The organism is Jeotgalicoccus coquinae (genome assembly GCF_014207425.1).
In the GTDB taxonomy this organism is placed as follows: domain Bacteria; phylum Bacillota; class Bacilli; order Staphylococcales; family Salinicoccaceae; genus Jeotgalicoccus; species Jeotgalicoccus coquinae.
In genome coordinates, this window is sequence record NZ_JACHFF010000002.1 from 178,903 (window position 1) to 191,459 (window position 12,557).

The following is a 12,557-nucleotide window of genomic DNA, read 5'->3' on the forward strand; positions in this document are numbered from 1 at the left end:
TTTACATCAGATACGACAAAAACGCTGTCGCAATTCCAAAATAAATCAGTAATGATAATATATCATTGATTGTTGTAATTAACGGACCGGAAGCCACGGCCGGATCAACGTTCAATCGATTTAAAATAAGCGGTATGATTGTTCCCGCAAGTGTTCCTATTATCAGAGTGCACAGTAATGATACTCCAATAACAATTCCCAGTACCGCACTGCCCTGCCACAGATACGCAATGACGAATATAAGCAGTCCGCATGTCAGACCGATGTATATACCTACCTTTAACTCTCTCATTAAAAGACTCAATACCTGTTTTGTATCTATCTTTTCTTTAGCCAGTCCTCTGATGACCACTGCCAGTGACTGGGTTCCGGTATTACCCGTCATACCGGCTACCATCGGCATAAAGAATGCCAGTGCAACTACCTGCTCAAGTGTTTCTTCAAAGCTTGCAATAATACTTCCGGAGACAATACCGATAAACAGGAGAAGTATCAGCCATGAAAGTCTTCTTTTAGCTGCAATGACGGGCTTGGTCTTAAAATCTATTGCCTTCCCCGATGCAGAGAACTTCTCAATATCTTCTTCAGCTTCCTGATACACGACATCCAGAATATCATCTACCGTGACAATACCGAGCAGCCTCTCCTTGTCATCAACGACCGGGATCGTTACAAAGTCATAACGCCGAATAATCCTCGCCACTTCTTCCTGATCCATTAATGCACCTACTTTTACTATCCGTGTCTGCATGATATCAGCAATTTTCCAATGCAGATCCGCAAGCAGTAACTCACGGTAAGATACGACTCCTACAAGTCTTTTATCGTCATCAATAACGTGAAGATAGTTTAAGTACTCAGCCAGTTCGGCAAATTGTTTTAATTTATCAACCGCTTCACGAACTGTATAGGACTGGTTTATCCAAACCATTCTGTTATTCATTATTCTTCCTGCTGTTTCCGGCGGGAAGTCCAGAAGATTTTTAATATCCGCAGAAAGCTCTTCATCTAAATATGTCAGCAGTTCTGCTGATTTTTCTTCTCCCAGCTGACCAAGCATTGATACTAGATCATCATTGTTCATCTCTGTAACTGCCAGAGATACTTTCTCCGGATCCAGAATTTTAATTACTTTAATCCGGTTCTCCCCATCCAGTTCAGACAGTACATCCGCAAGCAGAGAAACTGGAATAAATTCCAGGAATATCTCCTGTTCACGGGAAGACAGTTTTATAAATATGTGTGTTAAATCATACTTCTGTAAATCTTTTATATTCTCAAAAAATGCTGCTCTGTCTTTTTGCTGCAGAGTGTATGTAACACTATGAACAAGCTGATTTAAATTTTGAACCATTTTATTCTGTCTCCTTAGCTAAAGCAGTATATTTTCATTTTCCAAACGCTGTAAAATAACCTGAACTATGAAAGCATCGTCCAATAAACCTACAGGCAGCAGATAATCAGGAAGCAGGTCTGTCGTAACTATAAAATAAATAAGCGCAGCACCCACGAGAAGCTGACTCTTCAGAGTTCCTTTATCATTTATAAAGTACCGGTACATCATCTTAAGCTGCTCAGTATATTTACCGACACCTGATGTTTCTTCTATTTTACCGTCAAATTCAGAACGGATTTTTGCTCTGCCTTCGTCTGTTCCGCTGTACGTTTTAAAATATGATATTTCCTCATTCACACGCTTATATGAGATGCTTTCTTCAATATCCGTCATATCATTTACTACTTTTTGTACAGCAATCCATGTCTGTTCCAGTTCGTCCTTCACTGCACCTCTAAACCCGGCAGACTCTAAAAGAAAATCGAAGTCCACAGATAAACTGTCCGATAATTTTTGAACATGATTAATATTTGCTTTTCGTTTACCATTCATAATTTTTGACAGCGTTGCATGATCTATATTAACAACTTTACTGAACCTTCTTAATGTCATTTCACGGTGCTTCATTTCATCTTTTATAAACTGCTGGAGTTTTTCCTGGTTATTCATAATGGCCTCTTCTTTCATTATCTTCAATATCATAAATATTATTAGAGTGGTGACACAATGTCAACAAAGTGTTAGATTAGGATTAATTGATTTTAAAACTTAAAACAAGAAAGAAGATTATTATGAAAAAAACATTCAGCATCATTGGCGGACTATTTTTATTACTGTATATTTTTATTGCAGCAGGCGTCGTTACCGGCCGGCAATGGGTTGAAAGTCTCGACATGTATTTTATCCGGACAATACAAAGTACAGTGACTGAGCCGGGTGCATCAATAATTTCAGTACTGACGGATATCGGAGGCACCGAGGCGATTGTCGTTCTCACCCTGGCTGTGACGATTACATTGTTTATTAAAAAGATGTATACGGCAGGGATGTGGTTCGGTTTGACTATCTTAATCAGTCCCGGTATTTTCGTGCACGTAATGAAACCGATTATCGGCAGAGACCGCCCTGAGTTCATGAGGCTGGCTGCAGAGTCTACACACAGTTTCCCAAGTGGTCATTCAACCGCTTCCACTGTCTTTTACGGAATTCTCGGCCTGATACTTATTATGTCGGTTCAAAAAATCTGGAAGAAAGTTATCATTGCCGTTATGTCATTCACAATTATTCTGTTTGTCATGAGTTCCAGAATTTATCTCGGCGTACATTTTCCAACAGATGTACTTGCAGGGTTTTCATTCGGTGCAGCAACAGTACTGCTGTCACTCAGCCTGTATCATCTGGTCCGTCCAAAGTTTTATCAGTGGCTTAAGAGTAAGGATATTCACGATAAAAGTCCGTCATTATTCAAATAAAAAAGCACTGCCGGTTACGGCAGTGCTTTCTTTGTGTCTTATTCTGGGAATGTTACATTTTCAATTCTGACGATACCAACCGGATCAAGTTCAACACCTTCTACAAGCGTATTGTTTACCCCAATTCCAAGTTCACCGTAGTATAACGGCGTAATCGGCAGGTCTTCCATGAGAATTTCCTGTGCTGTTGCATATGCTGCTTCACGTTCGCCTTCCTCAGAAGTTTTCTGTCCTTCTTCAAGATAGCCGTCAAGCTCAGGATTGGAATAGTTCCAGCGGTTACCCGATCCTACTGAATCTGTGTGGAACATCGGATACAGTCCGTAGTTTGGATCCCCCGTTACTGTAATCCACTGAAGCATGAACATATCATGGTCACCCTGATCTGCCATTTCTAAAAATGCACCGTGTTCATATTGTTCAATTTCAACATTGATGCCAAGCTCACTAAGTGATTCCTGAATAATCAGTGCAATATCTCTGTTCTGTTCAGAGTCAGATGTCCAGATGACTGTATCAAAACCGTCCGGAACACTTGAATCAGCCATATATTCTTTAGCTAATTCAATATCGTATGGCACTTCTTCCATATCAGCATTATGTGCAAACACTGATGGAGAAATGTGGTTCTTCGCATGAATCCCGCGGTCATTTAACACACCGCTGATAATCTGTTCTCTGTCGATTGCATGTGAGATTGCTTTTCTGACATTCTCATCATCAAACGGCTCTTTCTCGTAGTTAAATGCTACATAAGTCATCGACAGTCCGTCCTGATCGATAATGTCTGTATCATTGTGTTCACGTACGCGGTCCATCGCTTCTGTATCAACGTTATCCGTAATACCAATACCGCCTGTTTCAAGTTCTGCAAGACGTGCTGAGTTTTCAGGAATAACGCGGTACGTTACAGTATTGAACTCACGCTCGCCGCCGTGGAACTCTTCGAATTTCTCAAGAACGATTTCGTTACCCGGAATACGTTCCTGAAGTTTTAAGTGACCTGTACCGTCAGGTTTTTCAGTAATAACAGCCCCGACGTGAGAACCGATTTCCTGAGATACCGCTTCAAACTCTTCGCCGCCTTCTTCACGCAGCTCGTAGTATTCTTCAAGCGTTACATCAGAACCGGCTTCATCCAAAGCATTCTGATAATCTTCATCAATTACTTCCTTACTTAAAATTCCCGCTGTGTTGTGAGCCAGATGACTTGGCAGCGGTGTAAACGGATAATCTGTCGTAAGGACAATTTCATGGTCATTTACAATTTCAATATCGTTAATCATCTCAAACATAAATGCGACTGATGAACCGACTGACGGGTCCATTACACGGTCAAGTGTCGCTTCAACATCTGCCGCTGTAAATTCCGAGCCATTATGGAAAGTAACATCTTCTTTAAGATTCAGCGTCCATTTATCTCCATCCTGTTCGAATGAAGTTGCAAGACCTTCCCCAAACTCCATATCGACGTTCTGTTCGACAAGTGTGTCGAAAATCTGCGTGCGCAGCTGTGCTGACGGAATATCGTTGGACACGTGCGGATCAAGTGATACCGCTTCGTTTATCATCCCAATAACCAGGTCCCTTCCGCCGGAGTCAGCAGCTGAGTCTCCTTCTGCCGCTTCATCCACATCGCTGTCATCGGTACATGCTGCCAGTACGAGAACCATTGTGAAAAGCATTAAAACCCACAATTTTTTTTGCATAAATACTTTCATCCCCTTTGTATGTATACGCTTACAATTGAGTATACCTTTCGGGAACCGCAATTACAAATGGATTTTTAAAAATTCAGTTAATTTATAGTTGTAATTCTGAAGCTGCTTTAATAAATGCTTTGAATATTTTCCGGGATGCTTCATCGACTAAGTAAGTGCCTTCCGGATGCCACTGCACACCAATGACAAAGTCATGTTCTGTGCTCTCCACCGCTTCGATAATGCCGTCTTCTGTCCCTGCTGATACCTTCAGACTTTCAGCCGGAGATTTATTCGCCTGATGGTGGAAACTGTTTGTTCTGATCTCAGTTGTCCCGACTATCTCATGAAGCTTTGTGCCCTCTGTTACTGTAACTTTATGCGATAAATAATCTTTCCGGGCATCCTGATTATGCTTTATTGTCCTGTCGCCGTGCTGGGAATAAATATCCTGATACATAGTACCGCCGAGGTGTACGTTTAAAATCTGTGCACCGCGGCAGATTCCGAGAATCGGTTTGCCTGCTTCAAGCGCATATTTAATTAATTTCATTTCATATAAATCCCGTCCCGGTTCAATCGGACCGATTTTCTGATGCGGACTTTCGCCGAAAAATGCAGGTTCAATATCATCTCCGCCGGATAACAGCAGACCGTCGATATTTTCTATCTGCTTTTTAATTAATTTCTCATCTTCCACTTTAGCCAGTATTACCGGCACTCCTTTTTCACCTGAAATTGCGATGCTGTAGTTTTCCGGCAGCCTCAGCCCCTCGCTGCTTATAAATGTTGTTACTCCAATTACCGGATTTTTCATACACCCTTCTCCTTATATTTACATTTTCATTAGATGGTATCAGAATATTTAACATAAAAAAAGAAAACAGCAGGTTATTTACCTGCTGCTTTCACAAAACTTTTTATAATATTCTGCGAGGATTCGTCTGTATGGTAACGTTCCTCAGGATGCCACTGCAGGCCGATAACAAAACCATGCTCTGTACTTTCTATCGCTTCTATAATGCCGTCATTTGTTTTGGCGGCAACATGGAATCCGGGTGCAACTTCATTCACTGCCTGATGATGATTGCTGATTGTAAATATTTCTTCCTGTTTAACAATCTCATACATCTTGCTGTCTTTTTTAATAATAACTTTATGAGTGAAATGTTCTTTACTGTCATTTCTCTGGTGTTTAATCAGGTCTTTATCTTCTATCTGACTGTATATATCCTGGTAAATCGTACCGCCTTCGTGAATGTTCAGCATGTGTGAACCGCGGCAGATTCCAAGTATTGGTATATCTCTTTTCAGAGCAAAATCGATAAGCTTCCATTCATACTCATCGCGTTCAGGTTCGACATTTCCAAGTTTCTGATGCGGATCCTGGTCGTATAACGCCGGATCGACATCGTCGCCGCCTGTCAGCAGCAATGCGTCTATATTGTCGACCTGTGCTTTAATTAAATCTTCGTTTTCAATCTCAGGCAGCAGCACTGGAACCCCGTGTTCTGAACTGATGACATCTATAAATCTTTTCGGGACTTCCTGATTATTTTTACCGATAAAAGTAGTAATTCCTATAAGCGGCTGCTTCATAATGATTCTCCTTTGCAATCTCAATAGCTATATATAGCCGAATTTAGCAGTGTTCAATCATTTTAAATGAAAAAATTCAAAAAATCACGGGATCAATATTATGGATAAAAAGAGCACATATCCAATTCGGATATGTGCTCTTTTTAATTAACATTACTTATTAAGCCATTCCCGCCCTGCAATAAGAGCTTCCTGCGGCAGTGTATGACCGTTCACCCACACTGTCGTTACAGCGGCGTTACGATCTTCAAATAACTTGATAACTCTTTCACTCTCAGACTCCGGTACGATAGGGTCTCCCTTACCTAACGACAGGAACACTTCCACATCGCTGAAGTCATGTTTCTTCTCAAGATCAGTTGGATATAATGGTGCAAACAGCATTGCTTTTTTAAATTTCTCTTCCTGCTGCAGCATTAATTGAATTGCAATATTCGAACCGTTTGAGAATCCGACGAAGATTACATCTTCCAGTTTAAAATCGTACTCTTTCGCTTTTTCTGCGATAAACTCATACAATTCATTGCCGCGGAATTCTAAATCTTCCCAGTCATAATTCCCTTCGCCAAGACGTTTGAAGTAACGGTTCATACCGTTCTCTTTAACGTTTCCTCTTATACTTAAAACGTTGTATTCAGAGTTCAAAGCTTGTGCAAGCGGTAATAAATCTGTCTCAGTGCCGCCTGTTCCGTGAAGTAATACGAATACTGGTGCACCTTTTTTATTTTCATTATAAATATGTTCCATAAATTAGCGCTCCTCATAAATTATTTTGGTCTTTCAATTGTAAACATACGCCCTATTTCTGCGTAATCATTGCCGGCCAGTCTGCTGACTGCAGCTAGCTCCTCAACATTGATATAGCCTTTTTCAGCATCGTAAATCGAGTCATCAAGATGGTAATGTTCTATTTTTAAAAATAAAACATCTGTCGTCGGTTCCGCGCCATCGTAAATAACGTGCGAGTCATAAAGACTTGTTTCGAATCTGACTTTTGCTTCTTTTAATCCCGGCGGACGAACTGAAACCGACTTAACGGGTGTAAAGTCTGCGTAGTTCAGTTCGCTGTCTCCCGGCGCGAGATTTGCAGCTGTTATGTTAGCGAGTTCGACATTCGATATATCAACGACATGAACCACAGCTTCTTTTTCAGTCATAATATTTCTAGTCGTATCTTTCTGTTCTCCGTTAACTCTCTGCACTGCAATCGACAGCATCGGCGGTTTATATGTGACAATGTTGAAATAGCTGAAAGGTGCCACATTCACAACACCTTCAGCTGATTTTGTCGATACTAGTGCGATGGGTCTCGGCACCACCGTACCGATCATTATTTTATTTTTTTCTTTAGTTGTTAAATCTTCATTTGAAAAACTGAACATCATTATCGCCCCTCAATTAAAGGTCTAACTTCGGCATTGTTCTTACATACTCTTCTCTTTTGTGTTCATACTGCGCTGGCAGCTGCAGTGAAGAACCAAGTTCTGTCTTGTCTTCATCTACATCGAATCCAGGTTCATCTGTTGCGAATTCAAAAACAACTTCTCCGCGTTCACTTGTATAAATAGACTTAAAGTAATTTCTGTCTCTGACTTCAGTAACACCGAAATTCTTGCTTTGAAGTAATGTCTGCCATTCTTCTAAAACTTCCAGGTTCGGTACAGACCATGCAATATGATGTACTGTTCCAATACCAAATCTTCCTCTTGGTTTTGGCGGAAGCTCAGTTACGATATGATGCTTCTCTTCACCAGCCGTTTCAAAGTGATAGTTTCTGTCATTAATATCGAGTTCACTTAAGCCCATTGTACGCACTAGTAATTCTTTTGTGCCGTCAGGGTTACCCGATAGTAAAACAGCACCGTGGAAACCGATAATATCTTTTGTCTCAGCTTCACTGTCACCCTCTACTAAAGCGAGCTCAAGTCCGTGAACATCGTCAAACTGCAGTGTATCTTTACCGAAAAGCTTTGTATGTTCAGTTTTGATATTTTGTTCTTTCAAATGATTTTCCCATTCAGTCATGCTGCCTTTAGGAATTCTGAAAGCTATTCTGCCAACTTGTCCGCTGCCTTTAACTCCCGGTCTGTCGACAACCCAGTTAAAGAACGTAATAATTGTTCCCGGACTGCCGTCATAGTCTCCAAAGTACAAATGATAAACTCCCGGATCATCGAAGTTGACTGTCTGCTTAACTAATCTTAAGCCGAGGACGTCTCTGTAGAACTCTATATTTTCATTCGGATCACCGACAATTGCTGTAATGTGATGAATTCTTTTAATTGCTTCCATTTATATTCTTCCCCTTTATTATTTACTTCTTGTAGTATCAAATGGTCTAATGGCTGCTTCAATCTGTGCGCGTTTCGGCTCTAAAAACGGCGGCAATGCAAGACTTTCACCTAATGTTTCGTACGGCTCGTCTCCCATGAATCCAGGTCCGTCTGTAGATAATTCAATCAGAATATGGCCAACGCGTGCATATAACGCTTCAAAGTAGAAACGGTCTACAAGTCCCGAGTTGCCGATACCCATCTTGCGGTATTTATCTTCCCACGCTGCAAGTGCTGCGTGATCTTCAACTCTGAATGACACGTGGTGTACTTCACCGTAACCCTGACGTCCTTCAGTACCTTCATCTTTACGAAGAATAACCTGACCGCCGTTACCGCCTTCGCCAACATCTAAAAGTATTACATTGTCTTCTTCAAGAACCGGTTTCATACCGTAAACTTCCTGAAGAACTTTTTTGAAATCATCGTAATAGCTTACTGTAATCTCAATCGGACCAAGTCCGTATACTGCTTTATCTTCTGGTACAGGACCGTTTTTCCACGGTTTGCCAGGCGCTACACCTTCGTTATTTTCATCCGAGAATAACTGATAGCGCTGACCGTCAGACTCTTCAAACGGCAGTACTTTTTTACCGAACAATTCTTGAATACCGCTATGCGTTACACCATTTTCTTCAAAGCGGTTTAAATAATACTCAAGCGCTGCATCGTTTGGCACTCTGAGTCCTGTTCTCGAAATCGAGTTAGTTCCTTTCGAACCTTTAGGATTATTCGGGAAATCAAAGAAAGTCATATCCGTACCCGGTGATCCTTCATCATCAGCAAAGAATGTGTGGTAAGTCTGAATATCATCCTGGTTTACAGTTTTCTTAACCAGACGCATGCCGACAACTTCCGTCATAAATTCATAATTTCTCATCGCGTTGTCTGTCATCGCTGTTACGTGGTGTATACCTTTTAAATTTTCATTAGTCATAATGTCTTCCTCCAAGTTTTATTTAAGCAGGCTTTCTGCGTGCAGCCCGATTCGTTTTAATAGATTGATTGCATCTGCTACTTCATCGTTATCCCACTCATCAAATATTGTATTGATCAATGCTTCCTGTTCTACAACTCTTGTGTCCATATACTCTTTACCATCATCGGTAATGCAGGCAAACATTACCCTTCTGTCTTCAGGGCATGGTTTTCTGTACAGAAAACCTTTCTTTTCAAGCTTATCTATAACGTAGGTAATACTGCCGCCGCCCATCAGTATTTTTTTGCCGATGGACTGGATAGGCTGATCTCCTTTGTGATACAGCAATTCCATCACTGCATATTCATTAAGGTTAATTTCTTTCTTTAAAAAATCCTGTTTAATAAGTTTTTGTACGGATTGCGAGGACTTTATAAAAACAGTAAATGCTTTTATACGTGCTTCTTTTTCATTCATGTCTGCACCTCCTTCAATTAGTTCAGTTTTAAGTATATTAAATTTAATCTATATATAGTATAATACTTAGATTTCGAAATATCAAGCGTTATATATTACCTCTGATATACTGTATGTTATCTGAATATTTATTGTATTCGAATAATAGTTATGCTAATGTTATGAAAAAATTACTTTTCTATATAAAGAGGGTTTGAAATGATTGCACTGAGAGAATTAACGACGATAAAAGATCTTGAACAGCTTGAAAAAATAGAACGGAATGTCTGGGATATGCCGCCGCTGCCAATACATCAAACGCTGACAGCAGTTAAAAACGGCGGTGTTATTATCGGCGCTTTTGATGAAGATACTTTTATCGGTTTCAGTTATGGCTTTACCGGATTTAAGGACGGTCAAACATATCTCGTTTCTCACATGCTGGGAGTAGAAAAAGAATATCGTTCCAGAAAAATAGGGGAAAAGCTTAAAAGAAAACAGCGGGAGATTGCCATTAATAAAGGATATTCATTGATACGCTGGACATATGACCCTCTTGAAACACGCAATGCATATTTAAACCTGACTAAACTCAACGGCATTTGTTCTGTTTATAAAGAAAATGCATACGGTGAAATGAAGGACAGCATCAACAAAGGGCTGCCATCTGACCGTTTTGAAGTTCACTGGCACATAGCAAGTGAATATGTATTAGAGAAAGAAGTCTCCGACTACAGCAATGCCGCTGCATTAAATAAAGTCAGTATTGCTGACAATCTGCCGGTCAGTACGATGTTTCACAATGAACAATTTAATGCAGAAGTATATTCTCTGGAAGTTCCAATGAATTTTCAGCATGTTAAATTTAAAAATTATGCACTCGCACTGGAGTGGAGAATAAATACCAGAAGTGTATTCCAGAAACTTTTTGCCGCAGGGTATGCTGCAGTTTATTTAATTCCCGGGAAATATACTGCGAAATATATATTTGTAAGAAAGAACACATTGCAACTTGGAGGTCATAGTTAATGAAAGATACTTTATTAAAAGATTATAATACTGAACTTAATTACGACGGTATCGATGGTAAGCGTCTTGCTGAGCGTCTCGATGCAATTTCAAAGATTGGGGTACTTCAAACCGGAGGCGTCAGCCGTCCCGGGTTTTCTCAGGAAGAGAAAGATGCGAAAGCCTTAGTGACTGAGTGGATGAACGATGCCGGGCTAACTGTTGAAACAGATGCTGTCGGCAATGTTTTCGGCAGACTCACCGGCAAAGACAATTCACAGTCTGTTGCTTCAGGTTCTCACGTTGATACTGTACCTGCGGGCGGTAATTTCGATGGTGTCCTGGGTGTACTTGCTGCACTTGAAGTTGCAGAAGCCTGGAAAGAAACAGGCTATATTCCCGATAAATCATACGAAATTATTATCTTCTCAGATGAAGAGGGTGCCCGTTTCTCCAGCGGTGTATTCGGCAGCCGTGCCTACATGGGTCTCGTTGACGATGAATTAATCGAATCGCTCAGAGACAGTGACGGTTTAAATTTTGAAGAAGTTCTCGAACAGTACGGTTCTTCATTACAGGATTTTAAAAAGATTCAGCAGCGCGACTGGACGTTCTTCGCGGAAGCTCATATAGAGCAGGGTAAGCTGCTTGAGAAAAATAATCTTCCCGTCGGTATAGTTAACGGTATTGCAGGACAGGCATGGCTGGAAATTGAATTCAAAGGACTTGCCGGACATGCCGGCAATACACCAATGAACGATCGTCAGGATGCGCTTGTTGCTGCCGGACGTTTTGTCAGTGAACTTGAAAGCATACCGAAAATCGTCAGCAGTACCGCCGTTGCAACGGTAGGTAAACTCGCTGTCTATCCGAATGGTGCCAACGTTATTCCTGAATCGGTGAAGATGATTGTCGATATACGCGACATCCATGAGAAATCGCGAGACATGCTGCTTGAGCTCATATCAGAGCGGGCATACGACATTGCAAAAGAACGAGGTATCGACGTTACAGTAAGCCGTACGTCGCGTGTTAAACCCGTTCCTGTTGAAGAAACTTACAAAGATGAACTCCGCGATATATTAACAGATTTAAATATTGAAGCGATGGAGCTGCCGAGCGGGGCAGGTCATGATTCAATGAATATCGGACTCGAGCTGCCTGTCGCAATGATTTTTGCGCGCAGTAAAGCTGGCATCAGTCATAATCCCGCTGAATGGACTTCGCTCGATGACTGCGTTCTTACAGTACACGTACTGAAGAAATTCATTGAGAAACAAATGTCTAAATAATATAAAGAGCAGTGCGCATAAATTATGCGGCACTGCTTTTTTAGTTTCCTGTATTTTTAAACTGCTGTATTCTTGTTTTGATTTCATCTCTGACTCTTTGGAACTCGGTCCATTCTTTACCAGCCGGATCATCAAAGCCCCAATGTTCTTTTGTCACATGAGTGGGCAATATCGGACAATTCTGATCCGCGTCGCTGCACAGCGTAACTACTAAATCAGCTTCATTGATGATATCCTGCTGAATTAAATCAGATGTATTTCCGCTGATATCGATGTCGATTTCAGCCATCGCTTTAATCGCATTTGGATTCACACCGTGCGCCTCTATACCGCCGGAGTAGACGTTCCATTCAGACCCAAGTATCTCTTTGCCGAGGCCCTCAGCCATTTGGCTGCGGCAGGCATTTCCTGTACATACAAAGTATATTGTTTTTTTAGTCAT

The 12,557-nt window shown here is 41.0% G+C and carries 14 protein-coding genes; 3 read left to right on the forward strand and 11 right to left on the reverse strand.

What is annotated here, in order from left to right:
- Window position 1: 1 nt before the first annotated feature.
- Together mgtE and HNR41_RS07455 are read right to left on the reverse strand one after the other, a co-directional pair.
- A complete protein-coding gene (mgtE, locus tag HNR41_RS07450) occupies window positions 2-1,354 on the reverse strand; it encodes a magnesium transporter (protein ID WP_184283281.1) in 1,353 nt (450 codons plus the stop codon).
- A gap of 18 nt (window positions 1,355-1,372) precedes the next feature.
- Complete coding sequence (locus tag HNR41_RS07455; protein WP_184283283.1) at window positions 1,373-2,005, reverse strand: helix-turn-helix domain-containing protein; 633 nt, start codon at window positions 2,003-2,005, stop codon at window positions 1,373-1,375.
- 122 nt (window positions 2,006-2,127) lie between these two features.
- On the opposite strand from HNR41_RS07455, the gene HNR41_RS07460 reads away from it, so the two are divergent.
- The gene (locus HNR41_RS07460) at window positions 2,128-2,808 is read left to right on the forward strand and encodes a phosphatase PAP2 family protein (protein WP_184283285.1); all 681 of its coding nucleotides are present in this window, start codon (window positions 2,128-2,130) and stop codon (window positions 2,806-2,808) included.
- Between the two features lie 38 nt (window positions 2,809-2,846).
- On the opposite strand, the gene HNR41_RS07465 is transcribed toward HNR41_RS07460, so the two are convergent.
- The 8 genes from HNR41_RS07465 to HNR41_RS07500 form a co-directional block, all read right to left on the reverse strand.
- On the reverse strand, window positions 2,847-4,517 hold the full coding sequence (locus HNR41_RS07465) for an ABC transporter substrate-binding protein (protein ID WP_184283287.1): 1,671 nt from the start codon (window positions 4,515-4,517) through the stop codon (window positions 2,847-2,849).
- Between the two features lie 94 nt (window positions 4,518-4,611).
- The gene (locus tag HNR41_RS07470) at window positions 4,612-5,325 is read right to left on the reverse strand and encodes a gamma-glutamyl-gamma-aminobutyrate hydrolase family protein (RefSeq protein ID WP_184283289.1); all 714 of its coding nucleotides are present in this window, start codon (window positions 5,323-5,325) and stop codon (window positions 4,612-4,614) included.
- 74 nt (window positions 5,326-5,399) lie between these two features.
- A complete protein-coding gene (locus tag HNR41_RS07475; RefSeq protein WP_184283291.1) occupies window positions 5,400-6,107 on the reverse strand; it encodes a gamma-glutamyl-gamma-aminobutyrate hydrolase family protein in 708 nt (235 codons plus the stop codon).
- 153 nt (window positions 6,108-6,260) lie between these two features.
- Window positions 6,261-6,854 (reverse strand): alpha/beta hydrolase, encoded by a 594-nt coding sequence (locus tag HNR41_RS07480; protein WP_184283293.1) that lies wholly within the window; start codon window positions 6,852-6,854, stop codon window positions 6,261-6,263.
- 20 nt (window positions 6,855-6,874) lie between these two features.
- On the reverse strand, window positions 6,875-7,492 hold the full coding sequence (locus HNR41_RS07485) for a flavin reductase family protein (protein WP_308807848.1): 618 nt from the start codon (window positions 7,490-7,492) through the stop codon (window positions 6,875-6,877).
- A gap of 13 nt (window positions 7,493-7,505) precedes the next feature.
- A complete protein-coding gene (locus HNR41_RS07490) occupies window positions 7,506-8,399 on the reverse strand; it encodes a VOC family protein (protein ID WP_184283295.1) in 894 nt (297 codons plus the stop codon).
- Between the two features lie 18 nt (window positions 8,400-8,417).
- On the reverse strand, window positions 8,418-9,377 hold the full coding sequence (mhqE, locus tag HNR41_RS07495; protein WP_184283297.1) for a ring-cleaving dioxygenase MhqE: 960 nt from the start codon (window positions 9,375-9,377) through the stop codon (window positions 8,418-8,420).
- Between the two features lie 18 nt (window positions 9,378-9,395).
- On the reverse strand, window positions 9,396-9,836 hold the full coding sequence (locus HNR41_RS07500; protein ID WP_184283299.1) for a MarR family winged helix-turn-helix transcriptional regulator: 441 nt from the start codon (window positions 9,834-9,836) through the stop codon (window positions 9,396-9,398).
- 198 nt (window positions 9,837-10,034) lie between these two features.
- Here HNR41_RS07500 and HNR41_RS07505 point away from each other — a divergent pair, with 198 nt between their 5' ends.
- Window positions 10,035-10,844, forward strand: coding sequence for a GNAT family N-acetyltransferase (locus HNR41_RS07505; RefSeq protein WP_184283301.1), 810 nt, complete (start codon window positions 10,035-10,037; stop codon window positions 10,842-10,844).
- Window positions 10,844-12,115, forward strand: coding sequence for a M20 family metallo-hydrolase (locus HNR41_RS07510; RefSeq protein WP_184283303.1), 1,272 nt, complete (start codon window positions 10,844-10,846; stop codon window positions 12,113-12,115). Before HNR41_RS07505 ends, HNR41_RS07510 begins: the two co-directional genes overlap by 1 nt.
- A gap of 40 nt (window positions 12,116-12,155) precedes the next feature.
- Here the strand turns inward: HNR41_RS07510 and arsC are convergent, their stop codons facing one another.
- Entirely contained in the window at window positions 12,156-12,557 is a 402-nt protein-coding gene (gene arsC, locus HNR41_RS07515; RefSeq protein ID WP_184283305.1) for an arsenate reductase (thioredoxin), read from the reverse strand.